This is a genomic window from Ligilactobacillus salivarius (assembly GCF_035231985.1).
GTDB classification, from domain to species: Bacteria; Bacillota; Bacilli; order Lactobacillales; family Lactobacillaceae; genus Ligilactobacillus; species Ligilactobacillus salivarius.
Map to the genome: position 1 here is coordinate 780,124 of NZ_CP117983.1, position 17,240 is coordinate 797,363.

General features: G+C 33.6%; 34 protein-coding genes. All 34 read left to right on the top strand.

Features of this window, described 5'->3' with window-relative positions:
- Position 1: 1 nt before the first annotated feature.
- Positions 2-265 carry a hypothetical protein gene (locus PTA89_RS03870; protein ID WP_255906349.1) on the top strand — a complete coding sequence of 88 codons (264 nt, stop codon included), beginning with the start codon at positions 2-4 and terminating at the stop codon, positions 263-265.
- On the top strand, positions 246-662 hold the full coding sequence (locus tag PTA89_RS03875; RefSeq protein WP_324177404.1) for a replication terminator protein: 417 nt from the start codon (positions 246-248) through the stop codon (positions 660-662). Before PTA89_RS03870 ends, PTA89_RS03875 begins: the two co-directional genes overlap by 20 nt.
- A gap of 4 nt (positions 663-666) precedes the next feature.
- Positions 667-1,395, top strand: coding sequence for a hypothetical protein (locus PTA89_RS03880; RefSeq protein ID WP_324177405.1), 729 nt, complete (start codon positions 667-669; stop codon positions 1,393-1,395).
- A gap of 40 nt (positions 1,396-1,435) precedes the next feature.
- Complete coding sequence (locus PTA89_RS03885; RefSeq protein WP_324177406.1) at positions 1,436-1,612, top strand: hypothetical protein; 177 nt, start codon at positions 1,436-1,438, stop codon at positions 1,610-1,612.
- A 3-nt stretch (positions 1,613-1,615) separates the two neighbouring features.
- On the top strand, positions 1,616-1,816 hold the full coding sequence (locus PTA89_RS03890; protein ID WP_255906358.1) for a hypothetical protein: 201 nt from the start codon (positions 1,616-1,618) through the stop codon (positions 1,814-1,816).
- 5 nt (positions 1,817-1,821) lie between these two features.
- A complete protein-coding gene (locus PTA89_RS03895; protein WP_324177407.1) occupies positions 1,822-2,151 on the top strand; it encodes a hypothetical protein in 330 nt (109 codons plus the stop codon).
- Entirely contained in the window at positions 2,152-2,328 is a 177-nt protein-coding gene (locus tag PTA89_RS03900; protein ID WP_324177408.1) for a hypothetical protein, read from the top strand.
- Positions 2,318-2,641: a hypothetical protein gene (locus PTA89_RS03905; RefSeq protein ID WP_324177409.1), complete on the top strand. Its 324-nt coding sequence runs from the start codon at positions 2,318-2,320 to the stop codon at positions 2,639-2,641. The genes PTA89_RS03900 and PTA89_RS03905 overlap by 11 nt, the downstream gene beginning before the upstream one ends.
- A 10-nt stretch (positions 2,642-2,651) precedes the next feature.
- Complete coding sequence (locus PTA89_RS03910) at positions 2,652-2,966, top strand: hypothetical protein (RefSeq protein WP_324177410.1); 315 nt, start codon at positions 2,652-2,654, stop codon at positions 2,964-2,966.
- A 101-nt stretch (positions 2,967-3,067) separates the two neighbouring features.
- Positions 3,068-3,388 carry a hypothetical protein gene (locus PTA89_RS03915; protein ID WP_324177411.1) on the top strand — a complete coding sequence of 107 codons (321 nt, stop codon included), beginning with the start codon at positions 3,068-3,070 and terminating at the stop codon, positions 3,386-3,388.
- Positions 3,385-3,627 carry a hypothetical protein gene (locus PTA89_RS03920; protein ID WP_324177412.1) on the top strand — a complete coding sequence of 81 codons (243 nt, stop codon included), beginning with the start codon at positions 3,385-3,387 and terminating at the stop codon, positions 3,625-3,627. Before PTA89_RS03915 ends, PTA89_RS03920 begins: the two co-directional genes overlap by 4 nt.
- Positions 3,628-3,867 carry a hypothetical protein gene (locus tag PTA89_RS03925; protein ID WP_324177413.1) on the top strand — a complete coding sequence of 80 codons (240 nt, stop codon included), beginning with the start codon at positions 3,628-3,630 and terminating at the stop codon, positions 3,865-3,867.
- A gap of 13 nt (positions 3,868-3,880) precedes the next feature.
- Positions 3,881-4,111 carry a hypothetical protein gene (locus PTA89_RS03930; RefSeq protein ID WP_324177414.1) on the top strand — a complete coding sequence of 77 codons (231 nt, stop codon included), beginning with the start codon at positions 3,881-3,883 and terminating at the stop codon, positions 4,109-4,111.
- Positions 4,112-4,572: 461 nt separating this feature from the next.
- Positions 4,573-4,815, top strand: a complete 243-nt coding sequence (locus PTA89_RS03935) for a hypothetical protein (RefSeq protein WP_324177415.1) — start codon at positions 4,573-4,575, stop codon at positions 4,813-4,815.
- Positions 4,816-4,829: 14 nt separating this feature from the next.
- Positions 4,830-5,138 (top strand): hypothetical protein, encoded by a 309-nt coding sequence (locus tag PTA89_RS03940; protein WP_324177416.1) that lies wholly within the window; start codon positions 4,830-4,832, stop codon positions 5,136-5,138.
- A gap of 79 nt (positions 5,139-5,217) precedes the next feature.
- On the top strand, positions 5,218-5,379 hold the full coding sequence (locus PTA89_RS03945) for a hypothetical protein (RefSeq protein WP_324177417.1): 162 nt from the start codon (positions 5,218-5,220) through the stop codon (positions 5,377-5,379).
- Positions 5,380-5,445: 66 nt separating this feature from the next.
- Positions 5,446-5,895, top strand: a complete 450-nt coding sequence (locus PTA89_RS03950) for a transcriptional regulator (protein WP_225442341.1) — start codon at positions 5,446-5,448, stop codon at positions 5,893-5,895.
- A gap of 271 nt (positions 5,896-6,166) precedes the next feature.
- On the top strand, positions 6,167-6,634 hold the full coding sequence (locus PTA89_RS03955; protein ID WP_324177418.1) for a super-infection exclusion protein B: 468 nt from the start codon (positions 6,167-6,169) through the stop codon (positions 6,632-6,634).
- 39 nt (positions 6,635-6,673) lie between these two features.
- Complete coding sequence (locus tag PTA89_RS03960; protein WP_081530473.1) at positions 6,674-6,832, top strand: hypothetical protein; 159 nt, start codon at positions 6,674-6,676, stop codon at positions 6,830-6,832.
- Complete coding sequence (locus tag PTA89_RS03965) at positions 6,829-8,094, top strand: N-6 DNA methylase (RefSeq protein ID WP_324177419.1); 1,266 nt, start codon at positions 6,829-6,831, stop codon at positions 8,092-8,094. Before PTA89_RS03960 ends, PTA89_RS03965 begins: the two co-directional genes overlap by 4 nt.
- Positions 8,088-8,282, top strand: a complete 195-nt coding sequence (locus PTA89_RS03970; protein ID WP_324177420.1) for a hypothetical protein — start codon at positions 8,088-8,090, stop codon at positions 8,280-8,282. Before PTA89_RS03965 ends, PTA89_RS03970 begins: the two co-directional genes overlap by 7 nt.
- A 23-nt stretch (positions 8,283-8,305) precedes the next feature.
- Positions 8,306-8,527, top strand: coding sequence for a restriction endonuclease subunit S domain-containing protein (locus PTA89_RS03975; RefSeq protein WP_324177421.1), 222 nt, complete (start codon positions 8,306-8,308; stop codon positions 8,525-8,527).
- 16 nt (positions 8,528-8,543) lie between these two features.
- A complete protein-coding gene (locus PTA89_RS03980; RefSeq protein WP_324177422.1) occupies positions 8,544-8,810 on the top strand; it encodes a DUF6275 family protein in 267 nt (88 codons plus the stop codon).
- 20 nt (positions 8,811-8,830) lie between these two features.
- A complete protein-coding gene (locus tag PTA89_RS03985; protein ID WP_324177458.1) occupies positions 8,831-9,136 on the top strand; it encodes an HNH endonuclease in 306 nt (101 codons plus the stop codon).
- A gap of 109 nt (positions 9,137-9,245) precedes the next feature.
- A complete protein-coding gene (locus tag PTA89_RS03990) occupies positions 9,246-9,575 on the top strand; it encodes a P27 family phage terminase small subunit (RefSeq protein WP_225438794.1) in 330 nt (109 codons plus the stop codon).
- Positions 9,572-11,239: a terminase TerL endonuclease subunit gene (locus PTA89_RS03995; RefSeq protein ID WP_255906377.1), complete on the top strand. Its 1,668-nt coding sequence runs from the start codon at positions 9,572-9,574 to the stop codon at positions 11,237-11,239. The genes PTA89_RS03990 and PTA89_RS03995 overlap by 4 nt, the downstream gene beginning before the upstream one ends.
- A 15-nt stretch (positions 11,240-11,254) precedes the next feature.
- A complete protein-coding gene (locus PTA89_RS04000) occupies positions 11,255-12,382 on the top strand; it encodes a phage portal protein (RefSeq protein WP_255906378.1) in 1,128 nt (375 codons plus the stop codon).
- Positions 12,372-13,670, top strand: coding sequence for a head maturation protease, ClpP-related (locus tag PTA89_RS04005; RefSeq protein ID WP_324177423.1), 1,299 nt, complete (start codon positions 12,372-12,374; stop codon positions 13,668-13,670). The genes PTA89_RS04000 and PTA89_RS04005 overlap by 11 nt, the downstream gene beginning before the upstream one ends.
- Positions 13,671-13,672: 2 nt before the next feature.
- A complete protein-coding gene (locus PTA89_RS04010; protein WP_081538457.1) occupies positions 13,673-14,569 on the top strand; it encodes an IS3 family transposase in 897 nt (298 codons plus the stop codon).
- A 74-nt stretch (positions 14,570-14,643) separates the two neighbouring features.
- Positions 14,644-15,801, top strand: coding sequence for a phage major capsid protein (locus tag PTA89_RS04015; RefSeq protein WP_324177424.1), 1,158 nt, complete (start codon positions 14,644-14,646; stop codon positions 15,799-15,801).
- Positions 15,802-15,816: 15 nt separating this feature from the next.
- Complete coding sequence (locus tag PTA89_RS04020; protein WP_324177425.1) at positions 15,817-16,098, top strand: head-tail connector protein; 282 nt, start codon at positions 15,817-15,819, stop codon at positions 16,096-16,098.
- Positions 16,082-16,432, top strand: coding sequence for a hypothetical protein (locus PTA89_RS04025; protein WP_241690394.1), 351 nt, complete (start codon positions 16,082-16,084; stop codon positions 16,430-16,432). The genes PTA89_RS04020 and PTA89_RS04025 overlap by 17 nt, the downstream gene beginning before the upstream one ends.
- Positions 16,429-16,842: an HK97-gp10 family putative phage morphogenesis protein gene (locus PTA89_RS04030; RefSeq protein WP_255906382.1), complete on the top strand. Its 414-nt coding sequence runs from the start codon at positions 16,429-16,431 to the stop codon at positions 16,840-16,842. The genes PTA89_RS04025 and PTA89_RS04030 overlap by 4 nt, the downstream gene beginning before the upstream one ends.
- A complete protein-coding gene (locus tag PTA89_RS04035) occupies positions 16,839-17,240 on the top strand; it encodes a hypothetical protein (protein WP_161022415.1) in 402 nt (133 codons plus the stop codon). Before PTA89_RS04030 ends, PTA89_RS04035 begins: the two co-directional genes overlap by 4 nt.

A 17,240-nucleotide genomic window follows, 5' to 3' on the forward strand; every position in this document is an offset into this window, starting at 1 on the left:
CATGGAACGAGTAGTTATAAATGAGTGGCCATTTGATGCTAAGTATACAGCAGTTAAATTCAGCGATGATACTTATGGATTGAAACAGTTCATCGCAAATAAAGGGGACTTATTCGAAGATGACTTAGTTGCTTTATATAGTCCAAAAATTGACTCAATGCGATGCTTTGATACAAGCAAGCATCTAGCGGGTATTAACAAGTTTGTTAAATTTCTAAATAACGTAGTAAAGGAAGGTAATAACGATGGCAAAAGTAAAGATTAATTTCAGTATTGATTCATTGGCAGAAGGTGCAGGTAAGGAACTAATCGAGCGTGAGTTGAGCGACATCTTTAACAATATTAATGATCCAAATGCAGATCCAACAAAGAAACGTAGCTTAATCGTCAAAGTGGACTTTGTTCCAGATGCAGACTATGACGAAGTTAAAGCGTCAATTAATGTTTCTAGTAAGTTAGCTCCTGCAGCACCAATTACAACTAAAATCATGACTGGACGTGATTTAAATACAGGAATGATTGCAGCTAGTGAACTCAAATCTGGTGTTAAGGGTCAAACTTATATCGATGAACAAGGCGATGTAAGAACAGACACTGGCGAAAAGGTTGAAGATATTGAGAAAAAGAGCAAGATTATAGATTTACAAGAAAAGAGAGGTTAGAGCGATGGATTTAACAAAAGAAGCACTAGATTACTTAGCGGAACAAGGTATTAAACCTGAAGAACGACAATTAAAAATTGATGGCCAGAACTACATTATCAACAAAGATGGCGAGCCAGTATTGGTTGAACCAGTAGTTCATAATGCTAAAGAGCCAATCAGATTAAATACTCTATCTGGTTTAGTTGATTACATCAAGTCAAACATTGATGGTTTTGATGACTTAATCTTGCATGTAGTTGATGAAAAGTTGGTCGAATTGAAAGGCAAGTTACAACCTAGTGGTGATCGTGAATTGTTAGCAGTAGCAACTGCAATTGTTCCAGAATTTAATTTTGATTCATACATGGATATTGAATCATTTAACATCGCCTTACAATCACAATTTGTAAAGACTGATGATAGGGACATCTTGCTTAAGGTGGTTGGAAACCTTAAAGAAGATAATGTTCGTAGCACTGGCGATGATGGTATCAGTCAAGCAGTGACAATCAAATCTGGAATTGCTACTGCAGAAAATATCAAAGTTCCTAATCCAGTAATACTTTCACCATATAGAACATTCGTTGAAGTTGAGCAACCTGAAAGCAAGTTCATCTTTAGAATGCAAAGCGGGCCACGTGGTGCAATCTTTGAAGGCGATGGTGGTTTATGGAGAGTTGAAGCTATCAAGACCATTGCTAAATATTTAGAAGAGCGATTAGAAGGAACTGGAGTAGTGTTACTCGCTTAATTATTCGAAGTGTAAGAATAGTCTTTTAGGAGTGATGCAAATGGAAGCTACATACATAGTTTATGACGACAAAGAAAGAATTCTGACTTTGGGTACTGCTAAGGAAATAGCTGATTATCTTGGGATTGGGATAAGATCAGTCTATACCTTATCAAGTAGACTCAGACGTGGGGTTATAAATCCTAAAATAAAAATCTATCGAGTTAAGGGGATATAAGAGATGACAGAAGTTGAATTTATCGGATATGTTATCAAGCTTGGAAATTATTACCTAAATGGCAGAATTCAAAATTCAATTAACATCGTGAAAAAGCCACAACAAGCGGAAATATATGATGAAAATGAATTAGACATCGCAGAAAGAGTTGCATCTGATTTAGGTGGGACAATCAGAAAGATATATGTTTCTGATAAGGAGTGAAGAAGATGAACGAAAATAAAAAAACAAAAGCATTGGTGAAAGAACTGGAAGACACATTTCCAAACATTTATGATCGTATCAATTACGGACTATACGTACTTGTAATTGATGAAAATGGCAAGATTTACGATGATGAATCAGAGCCAGATTTCAATGAAGATGATATTGACGAAGTTCAAGTTATTTACAATGGCGATGCAGTTTCAGTTTTCCCAAACTTTATAGGCAAATGCACATTCAAAGCTAATACAGTTAAGTACGAAAACTTAGATGTGATTACTAAAGTTATTGGAATCATTGGTAAACATTTTAAGAATTGGAAGGAACTAAACTAGATGATTAGAAAGCAATCGCCAAGACAAAAGATAAGAAATCGAGCTAGATATTGGGATAGTGATTATCTAGCAGGTTTCATTAAAGGTTTAAAGATTAGACAAGAATATGAGTACAGACGTGGTATGAGGGATCTTCGTAAGAAAATAAGCGAAAGGTATGGACTTGATGATGAATAGAAATAAAAACATCAAAGCGATGCTGTCAGAACTTAGAAAGGAATACGCTATTGATTACGAAAATGAAAATATAAGGGTTGAAGTTGTGGATAAAAATTATAACTATGATGTTTATGCTGATTTTGATGAATCTAAATTGTGGAAGGTAATAATTTTTTATCGTGATAAGTTATTTACGATTAGACGTAAATATACTGACTTATTTGAAATTTCGGGCGACGATTATTTAGATATACACTATTTAGATGATCTTGGAAAGATTATTAACATAATAGGTAAGCATTTAAAGAGAATCAATTACAAGTGGGATTGAGGTATATGGTATGAATGAAAATATTGACAACATGTTTGACGAATTAAGGAAAGAGTTTCCGAAAAACGTATATCAAGAATTAGATTTGATAATTTATGATAACGATGGAAACGAATATTCTGAAGATGATGAATTTCAAGAAAAAATATTTAGAAATCTGTTTATAGATTACGAAGCGAATGTAGTGGATGTAAGGAGAAATAAATATAGTTTATTCGATATTCAAACAGACATACTTATCGAGCAAGAAGATTTAGCAGTTATCGGAAAAGTTATAAGTATAGTAGTTAAACACTTGAGCAAGATTGAATTTGAAGAAGAATAGTATTTTAGAAAAAATAAAAACTAGAACGTGTAATGTTAATAGTTTACCTTTTTTTGAAAAAAACGTAAACAGAAGAATATTCGTGAAAGAAGCTGATCTAAATGGCAAAAATTAATAAACGAGCATTTAGCAAGATTAGACAAGAAATAGATAAATTGGCAATAAGCAAAAGGAGTAGAGCGATGTTTGATGATGTAGAAGGTAAATACACAGTAGGAACAGAAAATACAATAAATATGACAGTTTTTCTAAAAGGTGAGGAAAAAGTATTTTTCCGAGTTTCAAGTTTTAGTATCAATGATAAATGGCTTAAAATCTTTTATCTTAATAAAGCTAGAAACAAAAAACATGTAGCAATTTTCAAAGTGGACAACCCTAATTTTATTGGATATGGTTATGAACCTAATGAGGTGAAAATATGAGTTCAGAAAAAGCAAAAGAAATGCAGAAGCAAGCAGAAGAAATATCTACAATTTTAAAAAATTCAGGATATAGAGCAGGATTAATAGCTTTAAGTAAAGACATCGGAACAGCTATCAATGCTTTTGGAACTAGAAAAGATGCATTGAATACCATATATAACATTATTGAAAATTTAGATGATAAAGATAAATTAATACTACTATCTTTGATTTTAGGTATCAATTTAGGAGATGAGTAAATGAAAATTAATTTAAAAAAAATAAAGAAAAATATGAAAGAAATATACAAAGTTGGAAATGTCATTAAAGACGAAAACAACGTTCTGTATCTTATAGCCACAAACATAGATGACGGGTATTCGATTATCGATTTAAAAAATAATCGAGTTTTTGGAACTTACAAAACGCTTGAAGACTTATATATGACTATAGGAGACGAAACCGACGAATTAATAAACGTAGAGATAAACGAAATTTAAGGAGAATAAGTAAATGAAAATTAATTTTAAAAATATAAAACCAGAAGACATTTACGAAGTAGGAAACCTTATCAGAAATGAAGAATACTTATATCTTGTAGTTAGAGATATTGATGGTGGATATTTAATTGTCAATCTAAGCCACGATCAAGTTATTGGAAGATATAAAACAATTGAAGAATTAATTAAATTTAATGAATCACAAGACAATGTTTTAGTTAATGCAGAAATAAATGTATTTTAAACAGCAAATAAATTGACCTTAACAAGTCAGAAAACTGTTAATACTGGCTTATGTCTATTTGAACGGTATACATTCACAACAACGTAAATCAGGATCTCACAAATAACGACATAAACAGTACAGGCTTAGTATCTGTCAAAGGATGCTGAGTCATAGGTAGTGATATTACTGATGAGCTGCAAACAACAAAATTTATTGAAAAGGTAGGTGAAGTTTTCCTTTCCGTTATTACATTTTATATCGCAGTAGTTTGGCGATTATTACTACCGAACCCTACTAATTTTAAATACACGTTACAGTTACAAATAAATTTGGAAGGAGTTAAACCTCCGTGCATTATATTCTTCGTGTGTAACTGTAACATCGCCTTGCATCCACATGATTTGAGATGGTCGTATGTGTTGAGAGCATAGCAAGGCTTTTTATACCGGTATAGAAAATAAAACGACAGGAGTGAAATTATGGCTAAAAAATACAGGATAGAATTTACTGATGATGATATGGACAACATGAAATTGTATATTGATGAAGAAGAGAAAGGAATCAATTTTATAAAGTTAACGTACCATACTGATGAATCTTATAAAAAAGGCACAAAGAAAGTAGTGCTTAGATATTTAGAACCTAATACTTATGAAGTAAAATTTGATGTTTTAGGAAATCAACTTGGTTTATGGGATATAGTGCCAAGCGATTTTGATTAAGGGAGTAATTATTTATGCAATATTTAGGAACAAATGAAGCGATGCCTGCAAAGATAAGGTCGTACAAAGGATATAAATACTTTATCATTCCAAGTCTATTTGGAGCTTTAAATGGTTATGCTGAGTTACCTAAGAGTTGGAAAGATGGCGATGAAGACGAACTAACAGTTCATGGTGGTATAACGTTTAAAGGATACGTTAGAGATGGATCATCAAAAGTTAAAGTTATCGGATTTGATACCTTACATACATTTGATGATCAAGAGACACGAGATCTAAAGAGCGTTGAGAAAGAGTGTAAATATATGATTAAAGAAAATTAATGTTAAGGATATTTTTGGAAATAATCATAAAGAAGTAGAGGTTATCAGAATTTATAAGAATACAGCGTCAATTCTAGATGTGAATACAAATTTAACTTGGATAGTTAGAAAACGTGAATTAGGACTAGAAGAAACAAACCCCAACAATAAGTATCCAGGACATTTTGATTATCGAAAAACTAAACGCCAATGGACAGGTAAAGAACAGCAATTAGTCGATATGGTTAGAAGCTATAACTAATAAAAAAGCACGCTCCCTTGGAAACATGCATAATACATAAACTAAGATAATTATACCACAGGGAGAGTGCTTAGCTTGGAAGAATTAATGATACCCGGAATGAAAAACATTGACTATGATAAAACAGCTGATAATGTGGCAAGGTTTCTAACTGACAAACGTTACTATCCAAGACTATATAAGATATATCAACAGGCAAGTCCAGAGTTTATACAAAGTCCAAGTTTAAGTGGTATGCCTGGTGGAAGTATAGGAAACAGTAATGAAGAAAAATTAGTAAAATATTTGTATGCTAAATCAATAGTTGATGGAGTTGCAGATACATACGATAAAGGGTCAGTAGAGTTGAAAGTAGTACTAGATAATACACTAGGGAAAATATCAGCAGTTGAAGCAATGATGAGACTACATTTTGAAAAAACTAGATATTATCAAATAAGAAAAATGGCATTAAATGAGTTTGCAGATGGTTTAGAGATGAAAATTAATTGTCCTGATTTACATATTTATGTTTAATAAGGTATGTTAAAAATCGGAAAACAAAGGGATGAGCAACGAACCACAAGGGGTAGCTTTCCGTGCTATTATGGTATTGTAGCAAAGGTAAGTTAGGTTAGTCGCTTTATAGACCACGAGAGTTAAAACTTACTAATGCGTACTTTAGTTGTTAAATTAAATTTCACTTCAAGAAGTCTAGTCATTATGGCTAGGCTTTTGTATTATAGTTATGAGGTGAAATTTAATGATTGAAAATATAAAATATTTTTTGGAGGCTTTGAAATCTAATATGAGACAAAGAGCTGAAATAGTATTTTTTGGAATTATAGTCTTATGTTTAATGCCTTTTGCTAATTATTTAAAAATGGTATGGTTCTATGATAAATTTACGTGGCTGGTCGTGTTAATAACTATTGCTTTTATTGCGACTTTATTTTTTGATTTTTGTAGTTTCTTAAAGAAAAAATACGATCATCATATGAATGAAAAGAATTACGAAGAGTATATCTTGGGTTTGACAGGAAGAAAACTGAAAATTGTAAATGAACTTTACAAAAATAAATATCATCAAGGATACTTTAGACAACATGACACAAACATAATAGAACTTGTTAGTAAGAAAGTAATTTGTCAGTTAGGAAACCAAGTTATTGTTAGAGAACGTGAAGTTGAAGATATTAATGATCCAGAATTTTTATTTATATTGCAACCTGCAGCTTTAGAAGTTTTACATAAATATAGTCAATCAAATAATTAGTCAGTCTATCCAGGCTGGCTTTTTATTTTGGAGAAAATTATGAAAGACAGTATAGATTTCGGAAAAGTACAAACTTATGAAGAACTAAGGATGTTACGTGAGTTAGAGAAACATTACAAGAAACATCCAGTCAAACGTAAGCGTAAGTACAGTAGAGATATCAGCAAAATCAAATTAAAAGGTGGTGGTAGTAATTGATAGATATTCAAAAGATTAATGAACTGATTGGAGTAGATGAGAGCTTTAAAGCATCAGATAGATTATATAAGTTACTGATGAGCGATGAAAAGGATGAACTATTCAAGTTATTCTTAGCTATCGAAAGCGACTTAACTTATGATTGGTTTACAGATTACTACCAAGAAGAACATTCTGACCGAAAGAAAAACAAACAAGATTTCACACCAGATGGAGTTGTGGAATTAGTTAATCAATTACTAGGATCATCTAAAGTCATCGCTGATATATGTGCTGGTACTGGTGGATTAACCATTAAACGTTGGAGTACTAATCGTGACAGTAGTTTCTACTGTGAAGAATTTTCAGACAGAGCGATGCCATTCCTATTATTTAACCTAGCAATTAGAAACATTAATGCATACATATTTCATGGCGATAGCTTATCTAGAAAAGTAAAACATCTTTACAAACTATCAAAGCAAGAACAATTTAGCAAGATAGAGTTGGTTAATGAATTACTAGAAAGTAAAGCTGATACAGTAGTTATGAATCCACCTTATTCTTTTACGTGGCAACCAGATAACAAAATGCTAGAACAAGAACGATTTAAACAGTTCGAAGTATTAGCACCTAAATCTAAAGCTGATTATGCATTCTTATTAGAAGGATATAACAGGCTTTCAGATGATGGAACTATGGCTATCATTCTGCCACATGGTGTGTTGTTCAGGGGACAAGCTGAAGGAAAGATAAGAGAACGTTTAATAGAACTTAATGCATTGGATGCAGTAATAGGATTGCCTGCTAAGTTATTCCTAAATACTGATATTCCAACAGTTATATTAATTCTCAAGAAGAAAAGAGAACATAAGAAGATTTTCTTTATTGATGCTAGTAAAGAGTTTGAAAAAGGTAAGAACCATAATTACCTAAAGCAAGAACATGTAGATAAAATTATCAAAGCATACAAGGATCGAAAGAAAATAGATAAGTTCAGCGATGATATATCTAGATATCTTATTGAAGAGAATGAGTTCAATCTTAACATTCCTAGATATATAGATACATTTGAACCTGAAGAAGTTCCATCGCTATATGAGATTACTAAAGAGATGCGAAAGATAGATAAGCAAATCGAAGAGAATTCTATTGAGTTCGGCAATATGCTAGATGATTTGGTTGGAACAACACCAAGCATGGATAAGGAACTAAAACACTTTACCAAGTATTGGAAAGAAAAGTATAGCAAGGATAGGGAAAGGCAGTTGACACTATGGTAGATTTCAGAACTTATGAAGTAGTTAAACTTGAAGATGTTGCTGAGTATGCTAGAGCCAAGCAAGGAAAGATATATCCTGCTGGAACATCTACTCTACAGATATCAGCTACTAGGGGGGGATTGGCTTTCTATCTGAGCCAGGATATGTTCACACAAAGAACGTTGCTATTATCCCACAAACTGGAATAGATCCATTGTATTTCAATATTGCGATGCAACGTAACATAGATTTGTTTATGCATAAGTACGCAACTGGTATCAATATTCAAGAACATGAAGTAGGTAAGTTTCCTATCTATCTGCATGACTATGAAACACAGAAAGCAATCGTAGCGATGTTTAGACAATTAGAACATGAGATGGCAGTTGAAAGAGATACAGTCAATGCACTTAAAGATTTAAAGAATAACATGTTAAGTAACATGTTTGTTTAGAAAGGTGGTGTATCTAATGGATAATGATAAGTTTATAGAATTGTGTAAAGAGAAAGTAGCTGAGTACGTGATTGGTGATATGCATAATACACCAAGCTATATCAGTAAAGATAGCGTGTATGTAGTTTGGTTAAACAGAACGTTGCAGAACTGTAAAGCATTGCTATCAACTACAGTTAGCAATGGTATGTATTATGAAGTAACATACAACGGTGATAAGAACGAACTTTACTTTGATGCTTATAGTCATGTACATAATAGAGCATTTAAGTTAGATGAATAGATATGTTATTAAAGGTGGCGATGCATTTGGATAAGGCTGAACGAGTAGAGTTCTATCACTCTAAAGAATGGGCAGACTTAAGACAACAAGCATTGGCTCGTGATAACTATGAATGCCAATGGTGTAAGAATGAAGGTAGAGTATCATCAGGTGTGCTTGAAGTGGATCATATCAAGGACTTGGAACACTATCCAGAGTATGCTTTGGACTTAGATAATCTTAGAACACTATGTAAGGATCATCATAATCAAAGACATAATCGAATGAAATATAGTAGAAAAAAACATAGAAAACCACCAAAATGGGACGATGAACGATGGGATTAATCCCCCCGGGTCAAAAAGTTTGGTCAATTCCGACAAATGGGCGACCGGTGGGATGGGGTTAATTTCCACAAAAAAAGCCGATTTTTTCACGTAAGGGGGGTGGGGATAATTGAAAGATAAAAAAATTACTGCTTTAGTTAAGAAATATCTTATGGAACAAATAGACGTTAGCAACCCAGTTCAAGTTGAGAAAGTTGAACGCTACTGTACTTTAGCTAACGTCTATTACTCTTTAGAGAAGAAAGTTAATTCTAAAAATATTTTAACTGAAATAAAGAATGGTTCGCAGAAGTACATTAAAACTAACCCAGCTGTAAGTGAGATGGCCAAGATTAATGCACAAATGATAAACCTATCTAAAGACATGGGGCTTTCAGCTCCACCACCTGGAGTTAAAGCACTTGCTGAAGCAGGCTATAAAGAAAGTGACCTAATATGAGATATGTTGAAGAATATATCGAACTTTATAAAAGTGGCCAACTTGTTCTTAACGAAGAACGAATTAAATTACTAGATTTAATCGAAAATGATGTCTTGACTCAAGATGTTTATTTTGATGAAGAGAGAATTGAGAAATGTATCAGATTTATTGAAAAATGGTACTTTGAATTAAAACCATTCCAGAAGTTCATTATTGCATTTATTTTTTTAAGACGTAGCAATGGCCTTTTATTTTATGACAATTTCCTATTACTCATGGGACGTGGAGCTGGTAAAAATGGATTAATATCAGGGGTAGCCAACTTTTTAATTTCTGAATTGAATGGAATACCTGGATATAATGTTTCTGTTGTGGCCAACTCTGAAGAACAGGCTATGACATCTGTAACTGAAGTACATGATGCGATTGAAATGAATCCAAAACTTCAAAAGGCTTTTAAAAATAACAAAACAGAAATAATTTCATATGCCACAAAGTCTAAATTTGCTTATCGTACATCTAACGGTAACACTAAAGACGGTTTACGTGATGGTGCAGTTATTTTTGATGAAGTTCATCAATATGCAGATAATGCTAATGTTAAGGTTCATGAATCAGGGCTTGGTAAGGTAAAAGACGCTAGGGAGTTTAAGATTGGTTCAGATGGCTATGTTAGAGATGGATATCTAGATAAGCAAAAGGAAATTGCTAATCATGTTTTAAATCGTGAAGCACCCGCTGACATGATGTTTCCTTTCATTTGTAAGCTTGATAAAAGAGAGGACGTCAACGATTCTAAAAATTGGGAAAAGGCTAATCCTATGTTTAGCAAACCATTATCTGAATATGGTCAAAGATTATTTGCTAAGGTTAAAAGTGAATATGAGACATTGGTTTATGAACCATCTAAAACAGACGAGTTTATGACTAAACGAATGAATATGCCAGCTTTAGCTTTGGAACGTTCTGTTGCTCCGTATGATGAGATAAAAGCAACTAATAGAAAATATCCAGTTAAGCTTGATGGACGTGAGTGTATAGCTGCTGTTGACTTTGCATCAATTCGAGATTTTACTGCATGTGGTTTATTGTTCAGAAACGGGGAAGATTATCTATTCAAACACCACTCATTTGCACGTAAAGAATTTGTTCAAAAGATGTATAGCTATGGCAGAAAGCAAGATGAGTTTTCTAAAAAAGTAGTGGCTCCGATTGCTGATTGGGAAAAGCGTGGACTAGTAGATGTTATTAATACTAATACTATTGAACCAAGTACAGTAGTAATGTGGTTTATCCAACAGCGTCAGAAGTACAATATTAAAAAAGTTATCATGGATAATTTTAGAGCTGAGCTACTTAGGAAATATTTTGAAGATGCTGGGTTTGAAGTTGAAGTTATTAAAAATCCTAGAGCAATTTCAGCATTATTAGCACCTAGAATTGAAGATGGTTTTGCTAACAATCGTTTTATTTGGGAAGATGACCCAATGATGCGATGGTATACGAATAATGTTGAAGTAAAGATTGATAAGACTGGTAATAAGTCTTATGAAAAGAAAGAACAACACCGCCGTAAAACTGATGGTTTTATGGCTTTTTTGTATTCGTTATATAGAGCAGATGAGATTAGCGATGCAGATATGGATGAAGAGTTAATTCTTTTAGATGGATTAGATTTCTAATAAGGAGGTGGTTTCTTGGGAATTTTTAGTAATTTATTTGGTGCAACAACTGAGCCAACATATGCATTAGATGTTGATTGGGACTTTCAAGACGCAAGCACACGAGCTTATCTTAAGCGAGTTGCTTTAGACGCTGGGGTCAATTTTATTGCACGAAGATTTGCTCAAGCTAAATTTAAGCATTTAAAAAATGGCAAATTTGTAAATGATGACTCTTTATACAAGTTGAATACTAGACCTAATCGAAATGAAACAGCTACACAATTTTGGGAACATGTTATTCATAGATTAATCTATGAAGGCGAGTGTTTAATTATCGTTAATGATACTAAAGATTTATTAGTGGCTGAGTCATTTGTTCATAATAAATACGCTAATTTAGATGATACTTTCAATGGTGTTTATGTACGTGGATATAGGTTTGAACGTACCTACAATATGTCTGATGTAATTTATCTGAATTATCAAAATACAAGGTTAGAGAATTATACTAACAGTTTATTCTCTGATTACGGTACTATGCTTGGACGTATGGTAGACATTCAGATGAGAAACAATCAAATTAGGGGAATTTTGAAATCTAACTTAACTTCTGGTACTCAAGATAAACGTCAGAAGGAATTACAAAACTACCTTGATAAGATTTTTAATTCATTTAAAAACAGAGATGTAGCGGTAGTTCCATTAACTAACGGTTTTGAATATCAAGAAATTGGTGGAACTAAGTCTAATACTCAACAACAGTTTGAACAAATTAAGCAACTTAGAAAAGATGCTATTGCTACTGTTGCTGATATTTTAGGAATTCCAGAAAACCTATTATTTGAAACACCAACAGAAATTGGTGGATTAGAAGATTCATTTAACAATGGAACACTACAATTCTTTTATCAATTGATTTTAGATGAAATTAATTCAAAGCTAGTAAGTAATTATGCTAACGAAGAATATCAGATTGTTGGTAAAAATAAAAAAGACATCTTTAGTCTAGCTGAACCAATTGACAAATTAGTTGCAAGTGGTGCAGTTACAAGAAATGAAATTCGTGAATTATTAGGGTTAGAAAAATCTGATGACCCTGATTTAGATGAGTTTTACATTACTAAGAACTACTCGAAAGGAGGTGAAACAGATGAAAATTAATGCACGAGGATTAGTTGTTGATAATAGCGATAAATGGATCTATAAAATTTTTGGAATGGATTGCATTGCTCCAGTAGACTTCGATAATGCTATTGAAAGTGGCGAAGACTTAGAAATTGACATTAATTCAAATGGTGGATCTGTAAACGCAGGATCTGATATCTACACAAAGCTTAGAGCGTATAAAGGTAAAGTGACAATTAATATTACTGGTTTAGCTGCAAGTTCCGCATCGGTTATAGCGATGGCTGGCGACCAAGTAAATATTAGTCCAGTTGGTAGAATTATGATTCATAATACTACCAGTGGTGGAGTTGGCGATTATCATGATATGGATAAAATATCAGAAATCTTAAAGACTGCCAATGAATCTTTAGCGAACGCTTATGAAGGTAAAACAGGAATATCTAGAGATGAAATTCTAGATATGATGGATAAAGAAACCTGGCTTACAGCTGATAGAGCAGTTGAATTAGGATTTGCTGACTCTATAATGAGCGGTAAAAATCAAGAACCTGAATTAGTAGCAAGCTTGGGTTCGCCATTACCTAAAGCTGTTATTGCTAAGTTCAAAGATTTAATGGATGAAAATGAAGAATTAAAAAAGCATGCAAGTGTAGTCAAATTCAATTTTGATGAAACAATGCTTAGAAATGCTTTAGATGACGCAATTAAAAAATATCAAGAAAGTTCTGAACCTAAAAATCAAGGTTTGAAGTGCCTTACAATTGTTAGACAAAGTCTAGTGATTGTGAGGTGCTTTTTTCGTATGACTAAATATACTCAAAAATTCAAATTAGATCTTATTCAGGAATACCTAGATACTGGCTGTTCACAACGATGGATAGAAAATAAGTATTCTTTACCAAAGGATACCTTAAAAAAATGGTGGACTGTATACAATTTAAAAGGACCCGAAGGGTTGAAATTACGACATTTCAAACGTAAATTTACTGTTGATTTTAAACTTCGTGTGATAAACTACTACCTAAATAATGATGTTTCAATGTCCAAAGTGGCAGCTTCCCATAATCTTTTGTGTTCACAGATATCTATCTGGTTGAAGTTGTTTATGGAAGGTGGATCTGAGGCCTTGAAACCCAAGAAGAAAGGTAGGCCAAGTAAGATGTCAAAAATGACAAAGAAGGATGCACGCAAAATCTTAAAAAAGGAAAGTGATGAAATTGCGGCACTAAAGAGTGAATTACGTCAAGTCAAAATGGAGCGTGATATCTTAAAAAAATCGTTGACCCTGTTCGGACCCTCAAAGCCAAGGAGAAAACAATAATTGTGGATCAGATCAGGGTGGACCAACAAAACTTGCCCAAAAAGGAACGATATGGGATTGGTGAGCTTCTAAAAACGATTGACTTGAAGCGACCAACCTATTACGATGAACGCAAACGTATCATCAATAAAAATGATAAGTATGCTGATGTTAAGGTGGTAATCAAGGAAATAGCGGAAAAAGGTAAGTGGAGAGGTTCTTACACATACGGCTATCGCCGTATAATGCCACTTCTTGAAAAAGCTGGATATCACATGGCTGAAGCCACTTTACGTCGCCTAATGAACGAATTAGGTGTACAACCAGCTATGTATAATCGTCGTAAAAATAATCACTATTCTTCTTATAAAGGTACAGTTGGTAAGGTAGCTGATAACTTGTTAAACCAAACATTTGATGCTACATCTCCTTTTACCGTTCTTCATACGGATGTTTCACAGGTACGTCTAGGTGATTCGACCTGGGCTTACATGTCAGTCATTTTAGATCAAGCTACCAAGGAAGTTTTAGCCGCTTCTGTTAGCCAAAGTCCAAATAAATTGTTGATTATGGATACATTAAACCAGCTTGAGGATAACCTCCCTAATAACTTTAGTCCAATTATCCATTCTGACCAAGGATGGCACTACCAATTAGAATATTACCGTGAAAAGATTGATTCGTTAGGTTTAATTCAAAGTATGTCCCGCAAGGGAAACTGCCTAGATAATGCCCCAATGGAAAGCTTTTTCCATCTTTTTAAAGTTGAATCACAGCTTGAAATAAAGAAATGTAAGAGTATTTCTCAGTTCACACATTTCTTTAACAAGTATGTCAATTGGTACAATAATGACCGAATTTCCAATAAAACAAAAAACATGAGTCCGGTTGATTACCGAACCCATGTCTTAGCTGCTTAAAAATATTTTATTTTTGTCTAACTTTTTTGTTGCACTTCAGTTTTAGAGCTTTTTTATTTTAGGAGGAAAAGTTAATGCCTATTAATTTAAATCAATTATCAAATTTTAAAGAACAACAAAAACTATATGCGAAGGCAGTTAGTGACGGTGTTCCTACTGAAGATCAAGAAAAAGCATTTGAAAATATGATGAATGCATTCTCAACAGACGCTGTGAACTACATTGATAATGCAGTTAATGAACGTATGAAAGGCTTAGATGCTGCCAAAGCTGATGACATGAATGAAACTGAACGTAAATTCTTCAATGAATTAGCAGCAGGTAATTTATCACATAAAGAATCTGAGGAAGTGGTTTTCCCAGAAACTACAATCGATAAAATCTTTGAAGATTTAAAGAAAGATCATGCTTTCTTAAATTTAATTGGATTACAAAATACAGGTTTACGCCTTAAATTCTTGAAATCAGACGCAAAAGGTGCTGCTCAATGGGGTAAGATTTCAGGAAATATTCAAGGGCAACTTACAGCAACATTCAGCGATGAAGATGCAAAGCAATCTAAGCTAACAGCATTTATTGCTGTTCCTAATGATGTATTGGAATATGGTGCTGCATGGATTAAGACATTTGTTACTACACAAATTCAAGAAGCATTTGCTGCAGCTTTAGAATCTGCATTCTTAACAGGCGATGGCAACAATAAACCTATTGGATTAAACCGCCAAGTTCAAAAAGACGTTTCTGTTTCTGGTGGTGTATATCCTGAAAAAACATCTTCTGGTACGTTGACTTTTGCTGATAATAAAACTGGTATTAAAGAACTTGCTAAAGTTGTAAAAGATTTATCTAAAAAAGAAAATGGCGAAGTTTTTGTAGCTCGTGGAAAAGTTGTATTAGCTGTTCAACCTGGTGCATCAATTGATATTGAAGCTGCTAACACAATGCAAAATGTCAATGGACAATACGTATATGCTTTGCCTTACGGTATTACAACTGTTGAATCTGAATATGTTCCAGAAAATAAAGTAATTGCATTTATCCCAGAACGTTATGATGCATACACAGCTGGAGATATTGTCATTAAACAATTTGACCAAACTCTAGCTTTAGAAGATGGGACATTATACACAGCTAAGCGTTTTGTTTATGGTAAGGCACAAGATGACAATGCTGCTAAAGTGTATGACTTAAAAGTAACTACTGCAGCAACAAGTGAAGGCCCAAAAGGATAATCAGTAGGTGATTAAATGACAGCAACTCTAGATGATGTAAAAGCACATCTGCACATTTTCCATAGTGTAGAAGATGATTATTTAACAAAATTGTTAAAGCAATCTCAAGCTGCAATTACACGTATGACAGGAATTGATACTGGCGATGAGTACGATGAACTGGTACTTAATCGAGTTCGATATGCTTACAACGATAGCTTAGATGAATTCGAAGAACGCTATCAATCTGTTCTGTTAGGCTTGTCTACTCAACTATTGGCAGATGATGAAGGTGAGAGCAATGAAACAGAAGTATAGCTTTGGCGATTTTAGAATACCAGTAACTTTCTTTGGTGCTAGTGAAATTGATAGTCCAGAGCCAAATGCAACAGGACAAACTGAAGTCTATTCAGCTTTATGTTTTGCTTATTCACCATCTGCTAAGGACTATACTGTTCTAAATTCTGCAGGAGTAAAGCAAGGGGTAACAATTGTTATGCCTGATACCAGGGGACAATTTATTCCAGATGTTTCTATGACAGTAACTATTAGCGATTATCGTTATCGTGGGATTGAATGGAATGTATTAGAAGTTCGCCCAGACTTTGATGATGATCGCTTTGTAACGATTGTATTGGGGGCGGTTCAATGAATGGAGGCTTTACTATCACTGGTGTTGATGAAGTAATAAGCAAGCTAGAAAACAAATTCTCTAGTCGTAAGTTAGACCAAATTGAACGACAAGCTTTAAAAATGGGAGCAACCTATGCCAAATATCAACTTAAGTATGCAGTTGAATCATATAGAGATACTGGTGCAACAGTTCGAGAAGTAACTGCTGGTAAACCAAGAAAAAAAGCTGGACATCTAAGCGTAAAAGTTGGATGGGAAGGTGGAAAATCTCGTTGGCGATTAGTCCATCTTAATGAGTGGGGATATACACGTAATGGTAGAACCTATTCACCTAGAGGACTTGGTGTTGTTCAAAAAGCATTTTCAGGTATGAAAGATGAAATTAAGGATACTCAAGTTGAATATCTGAAAAGGATGGTGGATTTATGAAAGACGCTTTGTCTGAGATTTACTCTTCGTTTTTAAAAGAAACAGTTATCGAAAAGGCAACGCTAGATGGTAAGAAACATCATATCTATTACTATCAGGAGCCAGATGGTGCTTTGCCACAGACATTCATCCTTATCAGACCTTATAAACCGCCTGAGAGTTCAATTAGCATGTCTGATAAATCAGCTCAGCAAGAAATAACAGTGCAAATTGATGTTCAGTCTACTGTTCGCATGATGTGTAAAGAATTGCAATCAAAGGTAGAAGAAGTACTCAAACCACTTGGATATACTCGCATTAACGGGCAAGGATTAGATGAGTATTTTGATGAGACTAAACATTATGTAGACGCACGAAGATATAAATTAAAAACTAAATTATATGAAACGGGGTATTAA